Consider the following 23,966-nt stretch of genomic DNA (forward strand, 5'->3'; position numbering starts at 1 on the left):
ATCTATGAAACTCTCTCGTATCAGCGCCATCAACTGGAACAAGATATCTGACGATAAAGATCTGGAGGTGTGGAATCGCCTGACCAGCAATTTCTGGCTACCAGAAAAGGTGCCGCTGTCGAACGATATTCCTGCATGGCAGACATTAAGTGTCGTAGAACAACAACTGACGATGCGCGTTTTTACTGGCCTGACGCTGCTCGACACGCTGCAAAATGTTATCGGCGCGCCTTCGCTGTTGCCCGATGCACTCACGCCTCATGAAGAAGCGGTATTATCGAATATCAGCTTTATGGAAGCGGTTCATGCCCGCTCTTACAGTTCGATTTTCTCGACGCTGTGCCAGACCAAAGATGTCGATGCCGCCTACGCCTGGAGTGAAGAAAACGCACCGTTGCAGCGAAAAGCTCAGATTATTCAGCAACATTATCGCGGGGATGATCCGCTGAAAAAGAAAATCGCCAGTGTGTTTCTTGAATCTTTTTTGTTCTATTCCGGTTTCTGGCTGCCGATGTATTTTTCCAGCCGCGGAAAGCTAACCAATACCGCAGACCTGATCCGTCTGATTATCCGCGATGAAGCAGTCCACGGTTATTACATCGGCTATAAATATCAGAAAAACATGGAAAAGATCTCCCAGGCACAACGTGAAGAGTTGAAGAGTTTCGCCTTCGATTTGTTGCTGGAACTTTATGACAACGAGTTGCAATACACCGATGAGCTGTACGCCGAAACCCCGTGGGCTGACGATGTGAAAGCGTTTCTCTGTTACAACGCCAATAAGGCGTTGATGAATCTGGGCTACGAACCGTTATTTCCCGCAGAAATGGCGGAAGTGAATCCGGCAATCCTCGCCGCGCTTTCGCCGAATGCCGATGAAAATCACGATTTCTTTTCCGGTTCAGGCTCTTCATATGTGATGGGAAAAGCGGTCGAAACAGAAGATGAAGACTGGAATTTCTGAGGGTGTTATTTTTCAAAAATATCACTACCCGCAGCAGGGAAATAATTCCCGCCAAATAGCTTTTTATCACGCAAATAATTTGTGGTGATCTACACTGACACTCTGTTGCATTATTCGCCTGAAACCACAATATTCAGGCGTTTTTTCGCTATCTTTGACAAAAAATATCAACTTTTCTCGATTTGCTCTCAGCCCTTATATCATGGGAAATTCCGGCGATTTGCTCACATCAATATTCATGCCACATTTGCCATCAGGGGTTGCCTCAGATTCTCAGTATGTTAGGGTAGAAAAAAGTGACTATTTCCATTGGGTAATGTATCGACATAAACAAATAACAGGAATCTTTCTATTGCATGGCAATTAAATTAGAAATTAAAAATCTTTATAAAATATTTGGTGAGCATCCACAGCGAGCTTTCAAATATATCGAACAAGGACTTTCAAAAGAACAAATTCTGGAAAAAACTGGGCTATCGCTTGGCGTAAAAGACGCCAGTCTGGCCATTGAAGAAGGCGAGATATTTGTCATCATGGGATTATCCGGTTCGGGTAAATCCACAATGGTACGCCTTCTCAATCGCCTGATTGAACCCACCCGCGGGCAAGTGCTGATTGATGGTGTGGATATTGCCAAAATATCCGACGCCGAACTCCGTGAGGTGCGCAGAAAAAAGATTGCGATGGTCTTCCAGTCCTTTGCCTTAATGCCGCATATGACCGTGCTGGACAATACTGCATTCGGTATGGAATTGGCCGGAATTAATGCCGAAGAACGCCGGGAAAAAGCCCTTGATGCACTGCGTCAGGTCGGGCTGGAAAATTATGCCCACAGCTACCCGGATGAACTCTCTGGCGGGATGCGTCAACGTGTGGGATTAGCCCGCGCGTTAGCGATTAATCCGGATATATTATTAATGGACGAAGCCTTCTCAGCACTCGATCCATTAATTCGCACCGAGATGCAGGATGAGCTGGTAAAATTACAGGCGAAACATCAGCGCACCATTGTCTTTATTTCCCACGATCTCGATGAAGCTATGCGTATTGGCGACCGAATTGCCATTATGCAAAATGGTGAAGTGGTACAGGTCGGCACACCGGATGAAATTCTCAATAATCCGGCGAATGATTATGTCCGTACCTTCTTCCGTGGCGTCGATATTAGTCAGGTATTCAGTGCGAAAGATATTGCTCGCCGGACACCGAACGGCTTAATCCGTAAAACCCCCGGCTTCGGCCCGCGTTCGGCACTGAAATTATTGCAGGATGAAGATCGCGAATATGGCTACGTCATCGAACGCGGTAATAAGTTTGTCGGCGCAGTGTCTATCGATTCGCTTAAAACCGCGTTAACGCAGCAGCAAGGTCTTGATGCGGCGCTGATTGATGCGCCATTAGCGGTCGATGCGCAAACGCCTCTTAGCGAGTTGCTCTCTCATGTCGGACAGGCTCCCTGTGCGGTGCCCGTGGTCGACGAGGACCAACAGTATGTCGGCATCATTTCGAAAGGAATGCTGCTGCGCGCTTTAGATCGTGAGGGGGTAAATAATGGCTGATCAAAATAATCCGTGGGATACCACGCCAGCGGCGGACAGTGCCGCACAGTCCGCAGACGCCTGGGGTACACCGGCTGCTGCACCGACTGACGGCGGTGGTGCTGACTGGCTGACCAGTACGCCTGCGCCAAACGTCGAGCATTTTAATATTCTCGATCCGTTCCATAAAACGCTGATCCCGCTCGACAGTTGGGTCACTGAAGGGATCGACTGGGTCGTTACCCATTTCCGTCCCGTCTTCCAGGGCGTGCGCGTTCCGGTTGATTATATCCTCAACGGTTTCCAGCAATTGCTGCTGGGTATGCCCGCTCCGGTGGCGATTATCGTTTTCGCTCTCATCGCCTGGCAAATTTCCGGTGTCGGAATGGGCGTGGCGACGCTGGTTTCGCTGATTGCCATCGGCGCAATCGGTGCCTGGTCACAGGCAATGGTTACTCTGGCGCTGGTGCTAACCGCCCTGCTGTTCTGTATCGTCATCGGTTTGCCGTTGGGGATCTGGCTGGCGAGAAGTCCACGAGCGGCGAAAATTATTCGTCCACTGCTTGATGCCATGCAGACCACGCCAGCGTTTGTTTATCTGGTACCAATCGTCATGCTGTTTGGTATCGGTAACGTGCCGGGCGTAGTGGTGACGATCATCTTTGCTCTGCCGCCGATTATCCGTCTGACAATTCTGGGGATTAACCAGGTTCCGGCGGATCTGATTGAAGCCTCGCGCTCATTCGGTGCCAGCCCGCGCCAGATGCTGTTCAAAGTTCAGTTACCGCTGGCGATGCCGACCATTATGGCGGGCGTTAACCAGACGCTGATGCTGGCCCTTTCTATGGTGGTCATCGCCTCGATGATTGCAGTCGGCGGGCTGGGTCAGATGGTACTTCGCGGTATCGGTCGTCTGGATATGGGGCTTGCCACCGTTGGCGGCGTCGGGATTGTGATCCTCGCCATTATCCTCGACCGCCTGACGCAGGCCGTTGGGCGCGACTCACGCAGTCGCGGCAACCGTCGCTGGTACACCACTGGCCCTATTGGTTTGCTGACCCGCCCATTCATTAAGTAACTCTGCACTTGCCCGGTGACGCCGGGCATTATCACCCTGCCAAAAAAAGGAATAACAATGCGACATAGCGTACTTTTTGCGACAGCGTTTGCCACGCTTATCTCTACACAAACTTTTGCTGCCGATCTGCCGGGCAAAGGCATTACTGTTAATCCAGTTCAGAGCACCATCACTGAAGAAACCTTCCAGACGCTGCTGGTCAGTCGTGCACTGGAGAAATTAGGTTATACCGTCAATAAACCCAGCGAAGTGGATTACAACGTTGGCTACACCTCGCTTGCTTCCGGCGATGCAACCTTCACCGCCGTGAACTGGACGCCGCTGCATGACAACATGTACGAAGCTGCCGGTGGCGATAAGAAATTTTATCGTGAAGGAGTATTTGTTAACGGCGCGGCACAGGGTTACCTGATCGATAAGAAAACTGCCGACCAGTACAAAATCACCAACATCGCGCAACTGAAAGATCCGAAGATCGCCAAACTGTTCGATACCAACGGCGACGGTAAAGCGGATTTGACTGGCTGTAACCCTGGCTGGGGCTGCGAAGGTGCGATCAACCACCAGCTTGCCGCGTATGGACTGACCAATACCGTGACGCATAATCAGGGGAACTACGCAGCGATGATGGCTGACACCATCAGTCGTTACAAAGAGGGTAAGCCGGTGTTTTACTACACCTGGACGCCGTACTGGGTGAGTAACGAACTGAAACCGGGGAAAGATGTGGTCTGGTTGCAGGTGCCGTTCTCCGCACTGCCGGGCGATAAAAATGCCGATACCAAACTGCCGAATGGCGCGAATTACGGCTTCCCGGTCAGTACCATGCATATCGTTGCCAACAAAGCCTGGGCCGAGAAAAACCCGGCAGCAGCGAAACTGTTTGCCATTATGCAGTTACCAGTGGCAGATATTAACGCCCAGAACGCCATTATGCATGACGGCAAAGCCTCAGAAGGCGATATTCAGGGCCACGTTGATGGCTGGATCAAAGCCCACCAGCAGCAGTTCGATGGCTGGGTGAATGAGGCGCTGGCAGCGCAGAAGTAAATATTGATAACCGCGCAGATAATGCTCATGTGAGTAAAACAATTGCAGCGATGGTTTTAATCCGGCTGAAAATCGATGAGACGTTTTCTGAAGGCCGGGGCGACGCGCAGGGATGCGCGGCGAGGGCGCGTCTTACAGGGATGTTACCTCGCGCCCGTACCCGATAGCCGTAAGAAATAAGTCGAATGTACCGCGTAGCGGCGATTTTGTGCCAAAAGTTTGGGTCGCCAGGGTGGTGGCGACTGAGCCACCCTGGCACGTTCACCAGCAAAATAGTGACAAAGTAGCTATAATCTGGAAGTGAACGTAACATTTGCCTTAGTGGCATATTTCACCTTCAAATACCCTCTCCCCATTACCCGCACATTTTAACAATCTATCTTTCGCCCCATATTCATCAACATCCGCTATTATTGATTTCCAGCTTAATCATCACCTGATGAACAAAAATAATGACTAAACCTAATCATGAGCTTAGCCCGGCACTGATCGTACTGATGTCTATCGCCACCGGTCTGGCGGTCGCCAGCAACTATTACGCCCAGCCATTGCTCGACACCATTGCGCGTAACTTTTCCCTTTCCGCCAGTTCGGCGGGCTTTATTGTTACCGCCGCGCAGTTGGGCTATGCCGCAGGTCTGCTGTTTCTTGTTCCCCTCGGTGATATGTTTGAACGCCGCCGCCTGATTGTCTCGATGACCTTACTGGCAGCGGGCGGTATGTTAATCACTGCCAGCAGTCAGTCACTGGCGATGATGATCCTCGGTACGGCATTAACCGGTTTATTCTCAGTCGTGGCACAAATTCTGGTTCCGCTGGCAGCGACGCTGGCTTCACCGGATAAACGCGGCAAAGTGGTCGGCACCATTATGAGCGGGCTGCTGTTGGGGATCTTGCTGGCACGAACCGTTGCCGGGTTGCTGGCAAACCTCGGCGGCTGGCGCACCGTCTTTTGGGTTGCCTCGGTGTTAATGGCACTGATGGCGCTGGCATTATGGCGTGGTCTGCCACAAATGAAATCAGAAACCCACCTCAACTACCCACAGTTGTTGGGTTCCGTTTTCAGCATGTTTATCAGCGATAAGATCCTGCGCACCCGTGCGTTGCTGGGCTGCCTGACCTTTGCCAACTTCAGCATTCTCTGGACCTCAATGGCCTTTTTGCTTGCCGCTCCACCTTTTAACTACAGCGATGGTGTAATTGGTCTGTTTGGACTTGCGGGAGCTGCCGGAGCGTTGGGTGCTCGTCCGGCGGGCGGTTTTGCCGATAAGGGTAAATCGCACCACACCACTACTTTCGGTCTGCTGCTGCTATTACTTTCATGGCTGGCGATCTGGTTTGGCCACACTTCCGTACTGGCCTTGATTATCGGCATCCTGGTGCTGGATCTCACCGTGCAGGGCGTGCATATCACTAACCAGACGGTAATTTATCGAATACACCCTGATGCGCGTAATCGCCTGACCGCAGGTTACATGACCAGCTACTTTATTGGCGGTGCCGCCGGTTCGCTAATTTCAGCCTCAGCCTGGCAACATGGCGGTTGGGCTGGCGTTTGTCTGGCTGGCGCGACGATTGCCCTGGTTAACTTACTGGTCTGGTGGCGAGGTTTTCATCGTCAGGAAGCCGCAAATTAAGCAATCAGCAACCGTTTTCGTGGCTTTACACTTATAAGGGTGTTAAGAAGCCCATCAGTCTGATAAGGTTAAGATATTCATTCAGTCTATTTATAATATTAACAATCGTTAAGCGTACACTCTATGGAAAGCCCTACTCCACAGCCTGCTCCTGGTTCGGCGACCTTCATGGAAGGATGCAAAGACAGTTTACCGATTGTTATTAGTTATATTCCGGTGGCCTTTGCGTTCGGTCTGAATGCGACCCGTCTGGGATTCTCTCCTCTCGAAAGCGTTTTTTTCTCCTGCATCATTTATGCAGGCGCGAGCCAGTTCGTCATTACCGCGATGCTGGCAGCCGGGAGTAGTTTGTGGGTTGCTGCACTGACCGTCATGGCAATGGATGTTCGCCATGTTTTGTATGGCCCGTCACTGCGTAGCCGTATTATTCAGCGTCTGCAAAAATCGAAAACCGCCCTGTGGGCATTTGGCCTGACGGATGAGGTTTTTGCCGCCGCAACCGCAAAACTGGTACGCAATAATCGCCGCTGGAGCGAGAACTGGATGATCGGCATTGCCTTCAGTTCATGGTCATCGTGGGTATTTGGTACGGTAATAGGGGCATTCTCCGGCAGCGGCTTGCTGCAAGGATATCCCGCCGTTGAAGCAGCATTAGGTTTTATGCTTCCGGCACTCTTTATGAGTTTCCTGCTCGCCTCTTTCCAGCGCAAACAATCTCTTTGCGTTACCGCAGCGTTAGTTGGTGCCCTTGCAGGCGTAACGCTATTTTCTATTCCCGTCGCCATTCTGGCAGGCATTGTCTGTGGCTGCCTCACTGCGTTAATCCAGGCATTCTGGCAAGGAGCGCCCGATGAGCTATGAGGTTCTGCTGCTTGGGTTACTGGTTGGCGCGGCGAATTATTGCTTCCGCTATTTGCCGCTGCGCCTGCGTGTGGGTAATGCCCGCCCAACCAAACGTGGCGCGATAGGCATATTGCTCGACACCATTGGCATCGCCTCGATATGCGCTCTGCTGGTTGTCTCTACCGCACCAGAAGTGATGCACGATACACGCCGTTTCGTGCCCACGCTGGTCGGCTTCGCGGTACTGGGTGCCAGTTTCTATAAAACACGCAGCATTATCATCCCAACACTGCTTAGTGCGCTGGCCTACGGGCTCGCCTGGAAAGTGATGGCGATTATATAACCCACAAGAATCATTTTTCTAAAACAATACATTTACTTTATTTGTCACTGTCGTTACTATATCGGCTGAAATTAATGAGGTCATACCCAAATGGATAGTTCGTTTACGCCCATTGAACAAATGCTAAAATTTCGCGCCAGCCGCCACGAAGATTTTCCTTATCAGGAGATCCTTCTGACCCGTCTTTGCATGCACATGCAAAGCAAGCTGCTGGAGAACCGCAATAAAATGCTGAAGGCTCAGGGGATTAACGAGACGTTGTTTATGGCGTTGATTACGCTGGAGTCTCAGGAAAACCACAGTATTCAGCCTTCTGAATTGAGTTGTGCTCTTGGATCATCCCGTACCAACGCGACGCGTATTGCCGATGAACTGGAAAAACGCGGTTGGATTGAACGTCGTGAAAGCGATAACGATCGCCGCTGCCTGCATCTGCAATTAACGGAAAAAGGTCACGAGTTTTTGCGCGAGGTTTTACCACCGCAGCATAACTGCCTGCATCAACTCTGGTCCGCGCTCAGCACAACAGAAAAAGATCAGCTCGAGCAAATCACCCGCAAATTGCTCTCCCGTCTCGACCAGATGGAACAAGACGGTGTGGTTCTCGAAGCGATGAGCTAACGCGTCATCTCGCTCAAAAATCCAGATTTATAAAAGAAAAAATGACTGGCCAGCATCGCAACATGCTGGCCTTTTTGGCAAGCAGGTCGGCTCAGCCGATGAGTTAAGAAGATCGTGGAGAACAATATGAGCGCAAATGCGGAGACTCAAACCCCGCAGCAACCGGTAAAGAAGAGCGGCAAACGTAAGCGTCTGCTCCTCCTTCTCACCTTGCTCTTTATAATTATTGCCGTAGCGATAGGGATTTATTGGTTTTTGGTACTGCGTCATTTCGAAGAAACCGATGACGCATACGTGGCAGGGAATCAGATTCAAATTATGTCTCAGGTGTCTGGCAGCGTGACGAAAGTCTGGGCCGATAACACCGACTTTGTAAAAGAAGGCGATGTGCTGGTCACCCTCGACCCGACAGATGCTCGCCAGGCGTTTGAAAAAGCCAAAACTGCACTGGCTTCCAGCGTTCGCCAAACCCACCAGCTGATGATTAACAGCAAACAGTTGCAGGCGAATATTGAGGTGCAAAAAATCGCACTCGCGAAAGCACAAAGCGACTACAACCGCCGTGTGCCGCTGGGCAATGCCAACCTGATTGGTCGCGAAGAGCTGCAACACGCCCGCGACGCCGTTACCAGTGCCCAGGCACAACTGGACGTCGCGATTCAACAATACAATGCCAATCAGGCGATGATTCTGGGGACTAAACTGGAAGATCAGCCTGCCGTGCAACAGGCTGCCACCGAAGTACGTAACGCCTGGCTGGCGCTGGAGCGTACTCGTATTGTCAGTCCGATGACCGGTTATGTCTCCCGCCGCGCGGTACAGCCTGGGGCACAAATTAGCCCAACGACGCCGCTGATGGCGGTCGTTCCAGCCACCAATATGTGGGTGGATGCCAACTTTAAAGAGACGCAGATTGCCAATATGCGCATCGGTCAGCCGGTCACCATCACCACCGATATTTACGGCGATGATGTGAAATACACCGGTAAAGTGGTTGGTCTGGATATGGGGACAGGTAGCGCGTTCTCACTGCTTCCGGCGCAAAATGCGACTGGTAACTGGATCAAAGTCGTTCAGCGTCTGCCTGTTCGTATTGAACTGGACCAGAAACAGCTCGAGCAATACCCGCTGCGTATCGGTTTGTCCACGCTGGTGAGCGTCAATACCACTAACCGTGACGGTCAGGTACTGGCAAATAAAGTACGTTCCACACCGGTAGCGGTAAGCACCGCGCGTGAAATCAGCCTGGCACCTGTCAATAAACTGATCGACGATATCGTAAAAGCTAACGCTGGCTAATCCAGAGGTGCGTGTGATGCAACAGCAAAAACCGCTGGAAGGCGCGCAACTGGTCATTATGACGATTGCGCTGTCACTGGCGACATTCATGCAGGTGCTGGACTCCACCATTGCTAACGTGGCGATCCCCACTATCGCCGGGAATCTGGGCTCATCGCTCAGCCAGGGAACGTGGGTAATCACTTCTTTCGGGGTGGCGAATGCCATCTCGATCCCGCTTACCGGCTGGCTGGCAAAGCGCGTCGGGGAAGTGAAACTGTTCCTCTGGTCAACCATCGCCTTTGCTATTGCGTCGTGGGCGTGTGGTGTCTCCAGCAGCCTGAATATGCTGATCTTCTTCCGCGTGATTCAGGGGATTGTCGCCGGACCGTTGATCCCGCTTTCGCAAAGTCTATTGCTGAATAACTACCCGCCAGCCAAACGCTCGATCGCGCTGGCGTTGTGGTCAATGACGGTGATTGTCGCGCCAATTTGCGGCCCGATCCTCGGCGGTTATATCAGCGATAATTACCACTGGGGCTGGATATTCTTCATCAACGTGCCAATTGGCGTGGCGGTGGTGTTGATGACACTGCAAACCCTGCGCGGACGCGAAACCCGCACCGAACGGCGGCGGATTGATGCCGTGGGGCTGGCACTGCTGGTTATTGGTATAGGCAGCCTGCAGATTATGCTCGACCGCGGTAAAGAGCTGGACTGGTTCTCATCACAGGAAATTATCATCCTTACCGTGGTGGCAGTGGTGGCTATCTGCTTCCTGATTGTCTGGGAGCTGACCGACGATAACCCGATAGTCGATCTGTCGTTGTTTAAGTCGCGCAACTTCACCATCGGCTGCTTGTGTATCAGCCTCGCGTATATGCTCTACTTCGGCGCGATTGTTCTGCTGCCGCAGTTGTTGCAGGAGGTCTACGGTTACACGGCAACGTGGGCAGGTCTAGCCTCTGCGCCGGTAGGAATTATTCCGGTGATCCTGTCGCCGATTATCGGCCGCTTCGCGCATAAACTGGATATGCGGCGGCTGGTAACCTTCAGCTTTATTATGTATGCCGTCTGCTTCTACTGGCGTGCCTATACCTTTGAACCAGGTATGGATTTTGGCGCGTCGGCCTGGCCGCAGTTTATCCAGGGTTTTGCGGTGGCCTGCTTCTTTATGCCGCTGACCACCATTACGCTGTCTGGTTTGCCACCGGAACGACTGGCGGCAGCATCGAGCCTCTCCAACTTTACGCGAACGCTGGCGGGGTCTATCGGCACGTCGATAACCACAACCATGTGGACCAACCGCGAGTCGATGCACCATGCGCAGTTGACTGAGTCGGTAAACCCGTTCAACCCGAATGCCCAGGCGATGTACAGTCAACTGGAAGGGCTTGGGATGACGCAACAGCAGGCATCAGGCTGGATTGCCCAGCAGATCACCAATCAGGGGCTGATTATTTCCGCCAATGAGATCTTCTGGATGTCAGCCGGGATATTCCTCGTCTTGCTGGGGCTGGTGTGGTTTGCTAAACCGCCATTTGGCGCAGGTGGCGGCGGAGGTGGTGCGCACTAAGTACAACTAAGCCAGTTCATTTGAACTGGCTTTTTTCAATTAATTGTGAAGATAGTTTACTGACTAGATGTGCAGTTCCTGCAACTTCTCTTTCGGCAGCGCCAGTTCTTCGTTGCTGTTGATGCGTACGTCACGTTCCAGAATGCTACGCGCAATATCCTGTGCTTCCTGCAACGAGTGCATCTGGTAAGTGCCACACTGGTAGACGTTCAGTTCCGGGATCTGATTCTGATCCTGCACTTTCAGCACGTCTTCCATTGCCGCTTTCCAGGCATCAGCGACACGCTGCTCATCTGGCGTACCAATCAGACTCATATAAAAACCGGTGCGGCAGCCCATTGGCGAGATATCGATAATCTCTACACCATTACCGTTAAGATGGTTACGCATAAAACCAGCAAACAGGTGCTCCAGGGTATGGATCCCTCTTTCTGGCATCACTTCTTTGTTCGGCACGCAGAAGCGCAGATCGAACACGGTGATTGCGTCGCCATGCGGGGTGTTCATTGTTTTCGCCACCCGAACTGCAGGCGCTTCCATCCGGGTATGATCGACTGTGAAGCTATCTAACAACGGCATTTAGCCACCTCCGGTAATTTTTTTAAAAATTTTCTGAACTCTTTCTTCCCAGGCGAGTCTGAGTATATGAAAGACGCGCATTTGTTATCATCATCCCTGAATTCAGAGATGAAATTTTGGCCACTCACGAGTGGCCTTTTTCTTTTCTGTCAGGCGTGTTTTTCCAGCCACACCGCAAACGGTTCGGTATCAGCGGCTTCCATTTCCTGCTGACGGCGTTCAGACGCCTCGCGCTCGGCTACAAAATCCTCTTCGCGCAGAATTTCCAACGGCTCTTCACGCAGCAGATTACGGTACGCTTCAGCAAACGCTTTGCCTGTTCCGCCAATACCAGTATCAATCATAGACCTTAAGATACGGGCAGAGAAAGTCAGATCGGGATTATCGAAGCAGGCGACCAGTTCATCACACACTTTCTGATACGCTTCGCCGCCGTTAATGCTATCCAGCGTTTGCGCAACGCGTTTCAGATCGCGGAACAGATCTTTACCCACCTGCGGTAACGGGAACTGCGCGGTTTCGCAGCCGATACCCAGCGTCAGGCCCGGTTTGCGACCTTCGAGGATCACCCGGTTCCAGTTAACGCGTGTACAGGCAAGTTCGCGACTGCTCATTTCCGGTGCATCAGCCAGCGCACACCAGACCATAAACAGGTCGAGGAATCGCACCTGCTGTTCATCTACACCAATCGGCGAGAATGGGTTGATGTCCAGCGAACGCACTTCAATATATTCAATGCCGCCACGTAACAGCGCATCAGAAGGCGACTCACCACTGCGGGTAACGCGTTTTGGACGAATCGGCGCGTACAGTTCGTTTTCAATCTGCAGCACATTGCTGTTGATTTGCAGCCGCTTACCGTCTTTCTCAATACCAATCTTCGCGTACTCTTCCGATGGCGTTTTGATTGCCTGTTTAAGGCCCGCTACGTACTCGTAAAGATCGTTGAAGGTAATACCAAGATTGCTTTGCGATTTGTTGGTATAGCCAAGATCGCTCAAACGAAGAGAGGTCGCATACGGCAGGTAATACATACCGCACTCGGTTTTCTCAAACGGCAGCGACGTTGGTTTTCCTTGCAGGAAAGAAGAACAAATCGCCGGAGACGCGCCAAACAGATAAGGAATGACCCAACCGAAACGATAGTAATTGCGGATAACGCGGAAATAGCCCGCAGAAATTTTCTCTTTGGCATCAGCGCCCGCGATATCACCACACTTCGCTTGCCAGAATGCCATTGGCAAAGAGAAATTGTAGTGCACGCCGGAAATGGTTTGCATCAGCGCGCCGTAGCGATTTTTCAGCCCTTCACGGTACAGCGTTTTAAAGCGTCCGGTGTTAGAAGTGCCGTACTGTGCCAGTTCGATGTCCTGACCTTCTGCGATGTAGCATGGCATACTTAACGGCCACATCCGCTCATCGCCCATATTGCGCGCCGTATAACGATGCAGATCGCGCATAAAGGTCAGCATATGTTCAATATCACCATCCACTGGTGTAATGAATTCCAGTAATGCTTCCGCAAAATCGGTAGTAATCCATTTGTGCGTCAGTGCGGAACCTAATGCTTCAGGATGACCTGTTGTTGCCAGTCTGCCATCAGCATTAACACGCAAAGTTTCGCGCTCCAGCCCACGCTGTATCCCCTTTAACGCCTGAGGATGTTTTTCCAGCCAGGCCAGCGCCTGTGATACGTCCGGGATCAAATTGACCTCCCGCCTGTCAAAATCGTTTTAATTAGCATAACTGTAATGGTGACCATATGTGCAGGCCTACAATTAGTGCCACCACATCATGCCCTGAACGGTCGCTGCTGCAACTGCAACATAGCGTAACGCTTTACCAAGGCACAAAAAAAAGATTACCGGCCCCCAGGAGATGCGCATCCATCCCGCTAACAGACACAGTAAATCGCCAACCACGGGCATCCAGCTTAATAATAGCGTGACTGCACCATAGCGTTTCAGCCAGCCGGTAGCTTTCTCTTGCCAGCGCGATGTTTTACGCAATGGAAAGAAACGCCCAAGGATAACGTTAGTTAACCCTCCAAGGCTATTACCCATTGTTGCTGTTAAAACTAAAACCCAGGGATGACTGATCCCGGAAAGCAACATTGCCACCAGCACGACTTCGGAGTTGCCGGGTAATAGTGTAGCGCTGAGAAAACTACTGGCAAACAACGAGAAAAGCGATAACGCTTCACTCACAGCAAGCGAACATCCACAGCGTCCATGCCTGCTGCACGGGCCGCCAGAATACCGAAATCGGCATCTTCAAAGACCACACACTGTGTCGGTTGCACGCCCATACGCTGCGCGCACAACAAAAATGTGTCTGGCGCGGGTTTATGGTGTTTGACGTGATCAGCAGCGACGACGGCGTCAAAATAACGGCGTAATCCCAGGTGCGCCAGCAATGCCTCAGCGATGGCGCTTTCACTCCCCGTTCCTACAGCCATTGGGCGACGACCATGCCAGCTTTTCACCACTTCAACAAGAGGAAGCGGCTCGACACTATCCAGCAGCATACTTCTTACTGCTTCTGTTTTTTCACGCGCTAACGCATGCGGGTCGAGATCGGCCTGATTCAGCTCAATAATCGCCTGAGCAATACGCCAGGTGGGCGAGCCATTAAGCGCAATCATCGCCTGAACATCGTACTGAAGACCGTAGTGCCCTAATACTTCGCGCCACGCTTTACGGTGCGTAGGCTCGGTATCCAGGATGGTGCCATCCATATCAAAAATTAAACCTGCATAACGCTCGTACATGGTCTTCTCGCAAGTCGAAAAATATGACGCTACTTTAGCGTAATTGCTTGATTTTGTCGCTGATGGCGAAGGAGAAGAAAATTCAGGAAATGGATAAAGTAGTTATTTAGAAATGAGATATTTTTGAAGGAAATTTGTGGGAGAAGATGGTGCCTGCGGTTAGTACCGCTACCTCTTCGATACCTTCATTGCTGAAGATTACGGAGAATATGGTGCATCCGGGAGGATTCGAACCTCCGACCGCTCGGTTCGTAGCCGAGTACTCTATCCAGCTGAGCTACGGATGCATCGGGAAAACTTATTTTACTGCTGATATTGATACCGCTACTAAAGCCATATCAAATAAGAAAATCCATCTTAACCATCATCACTGATGATTACGGAGAATATGGTGCATCCGGGAGGATTCGAACCTCCGACCGCTCGGTTCGTAGCCGAGTACTCTATCCAGCTGAGCTACGGATGCATCGGGAAATTTATTTTACTGCTGATATTGATACCGCTGCTAAAGCCATATCAAGTAAGAGATGGTGCATCCGGGAGGATTCGAACCTCCGACCGCTCGGTTCGTAGCCGAGTACTCTATCCAGCTGAGCTACGGATGCATCGGGAAACTTACTTTACTGCAGATTTTTTGATACCGCTACTAAAGCCGTATCAAGTAAGAGATGGTGCATCCGGGAGGATTACTCGCCTTGCGGCTCGCCCTTCGGGCCGTTGCTAAAGCAACGTTATCCTCCCTGGTGCCTGCGGTTATTACCGCCACCTCTTCCATACCTTCATCGCTGAAAGTACGTAGAATATGGTGCATCCGGGAGGATTCGAACCTCCGACCGCTCGGTTCGTAGCCGAGTACTCTATCCAGCTGAGCTACGGATGCAAATGGCGGTGAGGCGGGGATTCGAACCCCGGATGCAGCTTTTGACCGCATACTCCCTTAGCAGGGGAGCGCCTTCAGCCTCTCGGCCACCTCACCACACGCCTCTTACGAGTGCTTCGAAGAACTTGTTTATCGCTCATCGTCGCTGCGTGGCGCACATATTACTTTCTGAGACTTATAAGTCAAACAATTTTTCCCACACTTTTATCGTTTGCACACTTCACGCTCAATTAGTCTGTAAAAACGTCAAAAAGAGTGTTTTATCAACAGAAAAACGGAGGTCTGACAGATAGCAGTAATGCAAAAAAATGGAGACTTAAGTTGAATGAACGGGAGTAAAGCGAAAAGACTATAGAGTGAAGGAGAGATTTTGAGGGTGCGTCTCACCGATAAAGATGAGACGCGGAAAGATTAGTAACTGGACTGCTGGGATTTTTCAGCCTGGATACGCTGGTAGATCTCTTCACGGTGAACAGAAACTTCCTTCGGGGCATTTACGCCAATACGTACCTGGTTGCCCTTTACCCCTAAAACTGTCACGGTGACCTCATCCCCAATCATGAGGGTCTCACCAACTCGACGAGTCAGAATCAGCATTCTTTGCTCCTTGAAAGATTAAAAGAGTCGGGTCTCTCTGTATCCCGGCATTATCCATCATATAACGCCAAAAAGTAAGCAATGACAAACACATTACATGTAAGCAGTCATGGCATTACATTCTGTTAAACCTAAGTTTAGCCGATATACACAACTTCAACCTGACTTTATCGTTGTCGATAGCGTTAATGCGAATGCCGTGAAGCGAGTCCACGGCATTGCCTGACGCTTATATTATTGCAATTTCGCGCTGACCCAGCCTTTCACACTGGCTAACGCTGCAGGTAAGGCCGCAGCATCCGTACCACCGGCTTGCGCCATGTCAGGACGTCCACCACCCTTGCCGCCCACCTGCTGAGCGACCATACCAATCAGTTCCCCTGCTTTCACACGATCTGTGACGTCCTTAGATACGCCTGCAATCAGAGAAACCTTACCTTCGGCTACCGTTGCCAGCACGATAATTGTCGACCCCAGCTGATTTTTTAAATCGTCAACCATGGTACGCAACATTTTCGGCTCAACACCGCTAAGCTCGCTAACCAACAGCTTAACACCATTAACATCAATTGCCTTACTGGAAAGATTTGCGCTCTCCTGTGCGGCAGCTTGTTCTTTAAGCTGTTGTAGTTCTTTTTCTAACTGACGCGTACGTTCCAGTACTGAGCGCACTTTATCAGCCAGATTATTGCTATCGCCTTTCAGCAGATGCGCGACTTCGCTTAAGCGATCGCTGTCTGCATGAACGGTGGCGATAGCGCCTTCTCCGGTTACCGCTTCGATACGACGAACGCCTGCAGCAGTACCCGATTCAGAGATGATGCGGAACAGACCAATATCACCGGTGCGGCTGGCGTGAGTACCGCCACACAGCTCGGTGGAGAAATCGCCCATGCTCAGCACGCGTACGCGCTCATCATACTTCTCGCCGAACAGCGCCATCGCACCTTTCGCTTTCGCCGCTTCGAGATCCATGATGTTGGTTTCGATCGGCAAGTTACGGCGAATCTGTGCGTTCACCAGGTCTTCGACCGCACGAATCTCTTCTGGTTTCATCGCTTCGTTGTGTGAGAAGTCGAAGCGCAGCACTTTGTCGTTAACCAGTGAACCTTTCTGCGATACATGAGTACCCAGAACCTGGCGCAGCGCAGCGTGCATCAGGTGCGTTGCGGAGTGATTCAGACGAATACGGGCGCGACGAGCTTCATCAACATCAGCCTGCACCGCGTCGCCCACTTTCAGAGAACCCGCAGCAAGTTTACCGATGTGACCAATCGCCTGGCCGTATTTCTGCGTATCTTCCACCGCAAAGGAGAAGTTAGCGCCTTTCAGTTCGCCTTTATCACCAACCTGACCGCCGGATTCCGCATAGAATGGCGTTTGATCCAGCACGACCACAGCTTCCTGGCCTGCATTGATGGCATCAACCGCTTTACCATCAACAAACAGCGCGGTCACTTTGCCGTTCAGTTCCAGATGGTCATAGCCTTTAAATTCAGATGCGCTGTCAACACGGATCATTGCGTTGTAATCGGCACCAAAGCCGCTGGCTTCGCGCGCGCGACGACGCTGCTCTTCCATTGCTGCTTCGAAACCAGCTTCGTCAACTTTGATGTTGCGCTCACGACAAACATCAGCCGTCAGGTCAACCGGGAAGCCATAGGTGTCGTACAGACGGAAAGCCGTTTCGCCATCCAGCGTATCACCAGAAAGTTTTGCCAGCTCTTCATCCAGCAGCGCCAGACCGCGCTCCAGAGTACGGGCAAACTGCTCTTCTTCAGTCTTCAGCACCTGCTCAACCTGCGCCTGCTGGCGTTTCAGGTCTTCACCCGCAGAGCCCATAACGTCGATCAGCGGACCAACCAGTTTGTAGAAGAAGGTTTCTTTCGCGCCGAGCATATTACCGTGACGCACTGCGCGACGAATGATACGACGCAGTACATAACCACGGTTTTCATTGGACGGCATTACGCCATCCGCGATCAGGAACGCACAAGAACGAATGTGGTCAGCGATTACACGCAGCGATTTGTTGCTCAAATCGGTCGCGCCAGTGACTTTCGCTACCGCCTGGATCAGCGTACGGAACAGGTCGATGTCATAGTTAGAGTTAACGTGTTGCAGCACCGCAGCAATACGCTCCAGACCCATACCGGTATCTACAGACGGCTTCGGCAGCGGTTCCATCGTGCCATCTGCCTGGCGGTTGAACTGCATGAAGACGATGTTCCAGATCTCAATGTAGCGGTCGCCATCTTCTTCCGGACTTCCCGGAGGGCCACCCCAAATGTGGTCGCCGTGATCGTAGAAGATTTCGGTGCACGGGCCGCACGGACCAGTGTCACCCATCTGCCAGAAGTTGTCAGATGCGTATGGCGCACCTTTGTTATCGCCGATGCGAATAATACGTTCGCGCGGGATCCCTACTTCTTTTTCCCAGATTTCGTAGGCTTCGTCGTCGCTTTCATAGACGGTAACCCACAGACGCTCTTTCGGCAGGGCAAACCATTTTTCACTGGTCAGCAGTTCCCATGCAAACTGAATGGCATCGTGTTTGAAATAGTCGCCGAAGCTGAAGTTGCCCAGCATTTCGAAGAAGGTATGGTGACGCGCGGTGTAACCGACGTTTTCCAGGTCGTTGTGTTTACCACCCGCACGCACGCAGCGTTGGGAAGTGGTAGCGCGGGAATAATTACGCTTGTCGAGCCCAAGGAACACATCCTTGAACTGGTTCATCCCGGCGTTGGTAAACAACAAAGTTGGGTCGTTATGGGGTACCAGGGAGCTGCTGGCAACTACCTGATGTCCCTTACTATGGAAAAAGTCGAGAAACGCCTGACGGATCTCAGCGGTGCTCTTGCTCATAATTATCCTGAAATCAAGCTAACGAAATATCGCTACCAGCCGTTGCGTGTCGTTAACCGCCGGGCTGGTAACTGAAAAGTGGGAATAAGATAAGTTTTCTTGACTGGGAAGTAAAATCCCGTATGCGTTCAGTCGGCAAAATTTCGCCAAATATCCTGGATATCTTCCATCAGATAGCCACGATAGAGCAGAAAACGCTGGATCTTAACTTTTTCTGAAAAGACAGTTGGCAAAGGTTCGCCATATTTTCGCGTCGCCTGATCGCGCGCCAGTGCGCACCAGTCGATGTCACATTCACGCATCGCTTTTTCTGTCGCTTCGCGGGAAATACCTTTCTGATTCAGTTCCTGACGAATACGCGCAGGTCCATAACCTTTGCGGCTACGGCTGGCGATAAAGCGCGCAACAAATCGGCTGTCATCGAGATAGCCATGTTCATGGCACCAGGCGATAACGCGCTCGTAATCTTCTGCCGTGGCATCAATCTCTTCCGGGCCATTTTTGCCCATGATCGGTGCCGCGAGTTTACGTCGCAATTCTTGCTCACTGTGATCGCGCACCGCCAGAATGCGTACCGCACGATCCAACAGGCGAGCATATGCCGGGCGACGGGACGTTGATTCTGTCATGGCATATCCTTACAACTTAAAAAAGCAAAAGGGCCGCAGATGCGACCCTTGTGTATCAAACAAGACGATTAAAAATCTTCGTTAGTTTCTGCTACGCCTTCGCTGTCATCTACAGAGAAATCCGGCGTTGAGTTCGGGTTGCTCAGCAGCAACTCACGTACTTTCTTCTCGATCTCTTTCGCGGTTTCCGGGTTATCTTTCAGCCAGGCAGTCGCATTCGCTTTACCCTGACCGATCTTCTCACCTTTGTAGCTGTACCACGCACCTGCTTTCTCGATCAGCTTCTCTTTCACGCCCAGATCAACCAGTTCGCCATAGAAGTTGATACCTTCGCCGTAGAGGATCTGGAATTCAGCCTGTTTAAACGGAGCAGCGATTTTGTTCTTCACCACTTTCACACGGGTTTCGCTACCCACCACGTTTTCGCCCTCTTTCACCGCGCCGATACGACGGATGTCGAGACGAACAGAGGCGTAGAATTTCAGCGCGTTACCACCGGTAGTGGTTTCCGGGTTACCGAACATCACACCAATTTTCATACGGATCTGGTTGATGAAGATCAGCAGCGTGTTGGACTGCTTCAGGTTACCCGCCAGCTTACGCATCGCCTGGCTCATCATACGTGCCGCAAGGCCCATGTGAGAGTCGCCGATTTCGCCTTCGATTTCCGCTTTCGGCGTCAGTGCCGCCACGGAGTCAACGACGATAACGTCTACTGCACCAGAACGCGCCAGGGCGTCACAGATTTCCAGTGCCTGCTCGCCAGTGTCCGGCTGGGAGCACAGCAGGTTGTCGATATCGACGCCCAGTTTACGTGCATAGATTGGGTCCAGCGCGTGTTCAGCATCGATAAACGCACAGGTTTTACCTTCACGCTGCGCTGCGGCGATCACCTGCAACGTCAGCGTGGTTTTACCGGAAGATTCCGGTCCGTAGATTTCGACGATACGGCCCATCGGCAGACCACCTGCCCCAAGCGCGATATCCAGTGAAAGCGAACCGGTAGAGATGGTTTCCACATCCATGGAACGGTCTTCACCCAGGCGCATGATGGAGCCTTTACCAAATTGTTTCTCAATCTGGCCCAGTGCTGCCGCCAACGCTTTCTGTTTGTTTTCGTCGATAGCCATTTTTACTCCTGTCATGCCGGGTAATACCGGATAGTCAATATGTTCTGTTGAAGCAATTATACTGTATGCTCATACAGTATCAAGTGTTTTGTAGAAATTGTTGCCACAAGGTCTGCAATGCATACGCAGTAGCCTGACGACGCACCGCATCACGGTCACCGCTGAAGCATTCCCGCCGGGTAATACCTTCGCCGCGGGCGGTGGCAAAAGCAAACCAGACGGTGCCGACAGGCTTCTCTTCACTGCCGCCATCCGGCCCGGCGATACCACTAATAGACACAGCATAATCAGCACGAGCCGCTTTCAGTGCGCCTATCGCCATTTCCACCACGACAGGTTCGCTCACCGCGCCATGCTGCGCCAGCGTCTCTTCGCGTACACCGATCATTTGCGCTTTCGCTTCGTTACTGTAGGTGACAAATCCGCGTTCAAACCAGGCGGAACTGCCGGCAATATCGGTAATCACTTTCGCTACCCAACCACCGGTACAAGACTCAGCAGTTGTTACGGTTGCGCCACGGGCTTTCAGCGCCTGCCCAACCTGTTCGCTTAACTGCATCAGTTCACTGTCAGTCATCACAACCTCTGTCAGTCAAAAATTTATGCCGGACAAGATAGCACTTTCGTCAGGAAGATGGTGTTGGCGTTGCAATTTTACGAGGAGGATTCAGAAAAAAGCTGATTAGCCAGAGGGAAGCTCACGCTCCCCTCTTGCAAATAGTTACTGCACGCGCGCCAGCGCCACGGCTTGTCCTAACTGCCAGACCGCCATTGCGTAATGGGTGCTGTGGTTATAACGGGTAATGGTGTAGAAGTTCGGCAGACCGTACCAGTACTGGTAACCTGTTCCAACATCCAGACGCAGCAGGCTGGCTTGTTGATGGTTGCCCAGCGGCTGCTGTGGCGTTAAACCTGCCGCGGTAAGCTGCGAAATGCTGTACTTGGTTTTGAAGCCATTTGGCAAGCCTGGAGCCTGACCGTTTGCCATTACCGCGACCTGATCGCCTTTCACCCAGCCGTGCGCTTTGAAATAGTTCGCCACGCTACCGATCGCATCAACCGGATCCCACAGGTTGATATGCCCGTCGCCGCTGAAATCTACCGCATATTGTTTGTAAGACGACGGCATAAACTGTCCGTAGCCCATCGCCCCGGCAAAGGAACCTTTCAGATTGAGCGGATCGTCCTGCTCATCGCGCGCCATCAGCAGGAAAGTTTCCAGCTCGCCAGAGAAATACTCCGCGCGGCGTGGGTAGTTAAATGACAGCGTTGCCAGCGCATCGAGGATACGGGTTTTCCCCATCACGCGCCCCCAGCGGGTTTCAACGCCGATAATCCCGACGATAATTTCCGGCGGTACGCCATACACCTGCCACGCGCGATTCAACGCATCTTCATACTGATTCCAGAAAACCACACCATTCTGCACGTTGTCCGGCGTAATAAATTTTTTGCGATAACGCAGCCATGCGCCGTTCGGACCTGATGGCGGTTTCACCGATGTGGTTGGTGCCTGGTTATCCATCAGCCGCAGTACCGAATCCAGACGTTTCGCCTGAGAGAGAATTTCCTGCAACTGCTGACGATCGAAACCGTGTTTGTTCACCATTTTGTCGATGAACTGCTGGGCATTCGGGTTATTGGCGAAGTCACCGCCCATCTGCATCACATTGTGCTGCGGCTCAAGCAGGAAGCCGCCAGACGGCGTTCCGGTGGTCGTTTCAGTCTCAGTAGGTTTTGGCTTGCTGCTACAGGCGGCAAGCAACACAAAAAGGGGAAGCAATGTTACATAACGACGCTTGAACATGAGGGGTCCATTTAACAGATTCAACCAAGGGCAAGTATGGTAAAGCATCACGCCCCGCACAAGGAAGCGGTAGTCACTGCCCGATACGGACTTTACATAACTCAACTCATTCTCCTCGCTATCCTTTTATTCAAACTTTCAAATTAAAATATTTATCTTTCATTTTGCGATCAAAATAACACTTTTAAATCTTTCAATCTGATTAGATTAGGTTGCCGTTTGGTAATAAAACAATAAATCCTGAAGGAGAGAACAATGATAGAAACCATTACTCATGGTGCAGAGTGGTTTATCGGGCTGTTCCAAAAGGGCGGAGAGGTGTTTACCGGGATGGTGACCGGCATTCTTCCGCTGTTGATTAGTCTGCTGGTTATCATGAACGCACTGATTAATTTTATCGGTCAGCATCGTATTGAACGTTTTGCTCAACGTTGCGCCGGTAACCCTGTTTCCCGTTACCTGCTGCTACCGTGCATTGGTACGTTTGTCTTTTGTAATCCAATGACCCTAAGCCTGGGTCGCTTTATGCCGGCAAAATACAAACCCAGCTACTACGCAGCGGCCTCTTATAGCTGCCACTCCATGAATGGCCTCTTCCCTCATATCAACCCTGGCGAACTGTTTGTTTATCTTGGCATTGCCAGCGGTCTGACGACGCTGAATCTGCCACTTGGCCCACTGGCAGTGAGTTATCTGCTGGTTGGTTTGGTCACCAACTTCTTCCGCGGCTGGGTGACCGATCTGACCACCGCCATTTTTGAGAAAAAGATGGGTATTCAACTTGAACAAAAAGTTCACCTGGCAGGAGCAACATCATGACGCGTATTCGGATCGAAAAAGGAACGGGTGGCTGGGGCGGCCCGCTTGAGCTGGAAGCCACGCCGGGCAAAAAAATCGTCTATATCACCGCCGGTACCCGGCCTGCGATTGTTGACAAACTGGCACAGCTTACTGGCTGGCAGGCTATTGACGGATTTAAAGAAGGTGAACCCGCGGAGGCGGAAATTGGTGTCGCGGTAATCGACTGTGGCGGCACATTACGCTGCGGCATCTATCCGAAACGACGTATTCCCACCATTAATATCCACTCGACGGGCAAGTCCGGTCCACTGGAGCAGTACATTGTAGAAGATATTTATGTCTCTGGCGTAAAAGAAGAAAACATCACTGTAGTGGGTGATGCGACACCACAACCCTCTTCCGTGGGCCGTGACTATGACACCAGCAAGAAAATCACCGAACAAAGCGATGGTTTACTGGCGAAGGTGGGAATGGGTATGGGTTCTGCCGTTGCCGTGTTGTTTCAATCTGGTCGTGACACCATCGACACTGTATTAAAAACCATTCTGCCGTTTATGGCGTTCGTCTCGGCGCTTATCGGCATCATTATGGCTTCCGGTCTTGGCGACTGGATTGCCCACGGTCTTGCTCCGCTGGCTAGCCATCCTCTGGGGCTGGTCATGCTGGCGCTCATCTGCTCCTTCCCGCTGCTTTCACCTTTCCTCGGCCCAGGCGCAGTTATCGCACAGGTTATCGGCGTATTGATTGGCGTGCAGATTGGTCTCGGCAATATTCCGCCGCATCTGGCTTTACCTGCACTGTTTGCCATCAACGCGCAGGCGGCCTGCGACTTCATCCCGGTCGGTTTGTCGCTGGCGGAAGCCCGTCAGGACACGGTTCGCGTCGGTGTCCCTTCTGTTCTGGTGAGCCGCTTTTTAACCGGCGCGCCAACTGTACTGATCGCCTGGTTTGTCTCCGGTTTTATCTATCAATAGAGGCTG

General features: G+C 51.6%; 22 protein-coding genes and 5 tRNA genes. 12 read left to right on the plus strand and 15 right to left on the minus strand.

The window, feature by feature from the left end; all coding sequences use genetic code 11:
- Positions 1-4 precede the first annotated feature (4 nt).
- From nrdF to emrB, 10 genes are all read left to right on the plus strand, one after another.
- Positions 5-964, plus strand: coding sequence for a class 1b ribonucleoside-diphosphate reductase subunit beta (nrdF, locus tag ACJHWK_RS14485; protein ID WP_001521117.1), 960 nt, complete (start codon positions 5-7; stop codon positions 962-964).
- 356 nt (positions 965-1,320) lie between these two features.
- Positions 1,321-2,523, plus strand: coding sequence for a glycine betaine/L-proline ABC transporter ATP-binding protein ProV (gene proV, locus ACJHWK_RS14490; RefSeq protein ID WP_000985494.1), 1,203 nt, complete (start codon positions 1,321-1,323; stop codon positions 2,521-2,523).
- A complete protein-coding gene (proW, locus tag ACJHWK_RS14495; protein ID WP_410234864.1) occupies positions 2,516-3,580 on the plus strand; it encodes a glycine betaine/L-proline ABC transporter permease ProW in 1,065 nt (354 codons plus the stop codon). The genes proV and proW overlap by 8 nt, the downstream gene beginning before the upstream one ends.
- A 57-nt stretch (positions 3,581-3,637) precedes the next feature.
- On the plus strand, positions 3,638-4,630 hold the full coding sequence (gene proX / locus ACJHWK_RS14500) for a glycine betaine/L-proline ABC transporter substrate-binding protein ProX (protein ID WP_001216531.1): 993 nt from the start codon (positions 3,638-3,640) through the stop codon (positions 4,628-4,630).
- 452 nt (positions 4,631-5,082) lie between these two features.
- Complete coding sequence (locus ACJHWK_RS14505; protein WP_000165699.1) at positions 5,083-6,267, plus strand: MFS transporter; 1,185 nt, start codon at positions 5,083-5,085, stop codon at positions 6,265-6,267.
- 123 nt (positions 6,268-6,390) lie between these two features.
- Positions 6,391-7,128, plus strand: coding sequence for an L-valine exporter subunit YgaZ (gene ygaZ / locus ACJHWK_RS14510; RefSeq protein ID WP_000445658.1), 738 nt, complete (start codon positions 6,391-6,393; stop codon positions 7,126-7,128).
- A complete protein-coding gene (gene ygaH / locus ACJHWK_RS14515; RefSeq protein ID WP_000119745.1) occupies positions 7,118-7,453 on the plus strand; it encodes an L-valine transporter subunit YgaH in 336 nt (111 codons plus the stop codon). The genes ygaZ and ygaH overlap by 11 nt, the downstream gene beginning before the upstream one ends.
- A 90-nt stretch (positions 7,454-7,543) precedes the next feature.
- The gene (gene emrR / locus ACJHWK_RS14520; RefSeq protein ID WP_000378442.1) at positions 7,544-8,074 is read left to right on the plus strand and encodes a multidrug efflux transporter EmrAB transcriptional repressor EmrR; all 531 of its coding nucleotides are present in this window, start codon (positions 7,544-7,546) and stop codon (positions 8,072-8,074) included.
- Between the two features lie 126 nt (positions 8,075-8,200).
- Complete coding sequence (emrA, locus tag ACJHWK_RS14525) at positions 8,201-9,373, plus strand: multidrug efflux MFS transporter periplasmic adaptor subunit EmrA (RefSeq protein WP_001295175.1); 1,173 nt, start codon at positions 8,201-8,203, stop codon at positions 9,371-9,373.
- A gap of 16 nt (positions 9,374-9,389) precedes the next feature.
- A complete protein-coding gene (gene emrB / locus ACJHWK_RS14530) occupies positions 9,390-10,928 on the plus strand; it encodes a multidrug efflux MFS transporter permease subunit EmrB (protein ID WP_001295176.1) in 1,539 nt (512 codons plus the stop codon).
- 63 nt (positions 10,929-10,991) lie between these two features.
- Here the strand turns inward: emrB and luxS are convergent, their stop codons facing one another.
- The 15 genes from luxS to mltB form a co-directional block, all read right to left on the minus strand.
- The gene (gene luxS / locus ACJHWK_RS14535; RefSeq protein ID WP_001130211.1) at positions 10,992-11,507 is read right to left on the minus strand and encodes an S-ribosylhomocysteine lyase; all 516 of its coding nucleotides are present in this window, start codon (positions 11,505-11,507) and stop codon (positions 10,992-10,994) included.
- A 149-nt stretch (positions 11,508-11,656) separates the two neighbouring features.
- Positions 11,657-13,213, minus strand: a complete 1,557-nt coding sequence (gene gshA, locus ACJHWK_RS14540; RefSeq protein WP_001521120.1) for a glutamate--cysteine ligase — start codon at positions 13,211-13,213, stop codon at positions 11,657-11,659.
- Between the two features lie 72 nt (positions 13,214-13,285).
- Positions 13,286-13,714, minus strand: a complete 429-nt coding sequence (locus ACJHWK_RS14545) for a YqaA family protein (RefSeq protein WP_001287454.1) — start codon at positions 13,712-13,714, stop codon at positions 13,286-13,288.
- Entirely contained in the window at positions 13,711-14,277 is a 567-nt protein-coding gene (gene yqaB / locus ACJHWK_RS14550) for a fructose-1-phosphate/6-phosphogluconate phosphatase (protein ID WP_001521122.1), read from the minus strand. The genes ACJHWK_RS14545 and yqaB overlap by 4 nt, the downstream gene beginning before the upstream one ends.
- A gap of 210 nt (positions 14,278-14,487) precedes the next feature.
- Positions 14,488-14,564: transfer RNA gene (locus ACJHWK_RS14555), tRNA-Arg, on the minus strand.
- Positions 14,565-14,666: 102 nt separating this feature from the next.
- Positions 14,667-14,743: transfer RNA gene (locus tag ACJHWK_RS14560), tRNA-Arg, on the minus strand.
- Between the two features lie 62 nt (positions 14,744-14,805).
- Positions 14,806-14,882, minus strand: a tRNA-Arg gene (locus tag ACJHWK_RS14565).
- Between the two features lie 198 nt (positions 14,883-15,080).
- Positions 15,081-15,157, minus strand: a tRNA-Arg gene (locus ACJHWK_RS14570).
- Positions 15,158-15,160: 3 nt separating this feature from the next.
- Positions 15,161-15,253, minus strand: a tRNA-Ser gene (locus ACJHWK_RS14575).
- Positions 15,254-15,568: 315 nt separating this feature from the next.
- On the minus strand, positions 15,569-15,754 hold the full coding sequence (gene csrA, locus ACJHWK_RS14580) for a carbon storage regulator CsrA (RefSeq protein WP_000906486.1): 186 nt from the start codon (positions 15,752-15,754) through the stop codon (positions 15,569-15,571).
- 234 nt (positions 15,755-15,988) lie between these two features.
- Complete coding sequence (gene alaS, locus ACJHWK_RS14585) at positions 15,989-18,619, minus strand: alanine--tRNA ligase (RefSeq protein WP_000047170.1); 2,631 nt, start codon at positions 18,617-18,619, stop codon at positions 15,989-15,991.
- 128 nt (positions 18,620-18,747) lie between these two features.
- Positions 18,748-19,248, minus strand: a complete 501-nt coding sequence (recX, locus tag ACJHWK_RS14590) for a recombination regulator RecX (protein WP_000140506.1) — start codon at positions 19,246-19,248, stop codon at positions 18,748-18,750.
- Between the two features lie 68 nt (positions 19,249-19,316).
- The gene (recA, locus tag ACJHWK_RS14595; RefSeq protein ID WP_000963143.1) at positions 19,317-20,378 is read right to left on the minus strand and encodes a recombinase RecA; all 1,062 of its coding nucleotides are present in this window, start codon (positions 20,376-20,378) and stop codon (positions 19,317-19,319) included.
- Positions 20,379-20,457: 79 nt separating this feature from the next.
- The gene (pncC, locus tag ACJHWK_RS14600) at positions 20,458-20,955 is read right to left on the minus strand and encodes a nicotinamide-nucleotide amidase (RefSeq protein WP_000132231.1); all 498 of its coding nucleotides are present in this window, start codon (positions 20,953-20,955) and stop codon (positions 20,458-20,460) included.
- A gap of 144 nt (positions 20,956-21,099) precedes the next feature.
- On the minus strand, positions 21,100-22,185 hold the full coding sequence (gene mltB / locus ACJHWK_RS14605) for a lytic murein transglycosylase B (RefSeq protein ID WP_020234022.1): 1,086 nt from the start codon (positions 22,183-22,185) through the stop codon (positions 21,100-21,102).
- A gap of 255 nt (positions 22,186-22,440) precedes the next feature.
- Between mltB and srlA the strand changes: the two genes are divergently transcribed.
- Both srlA and srlE read left to right on the plus strand, forming a co-directional pair.
- Positions 22,441-23,004, plus strand: a complete 564-nt coding sequence (gene srlA / locus ACJHWK_RS14610; RefSeq protein ID WP_265758950.1) for a PTS glucitol/sorbitol transporter subunit IIC — start codon at positions 22,441-22,443, stop codon at positions 23,002-23,004.
- A complete protein-coding gene (gene srlE, locus ACJHWK_RS14615) occupies positions 23,001-23,960 on the plus strand; it encodes a PTS glucitol/sorbitol transporter subunit IIB (RefSeq protein WP_001521126.1) in 960 nt (319 codons plus the stop codon). The genes srlA and srlE overlap by 4 nt, the downstream gene beginning before the upstream one ends.
- Positions 23,961-23,966 lie beyond the last annotated feature (6 nt).

The sequence above is a fragment of the Escherichia sp. WS547 genome, from assembly GCF_046486065.1.
GTDB lineage: Bacteria > Pseudomonadota > Gammaproteobacteria > Enterobacterales > Enterobacteriaceae > Escherichia > Escherichia coli.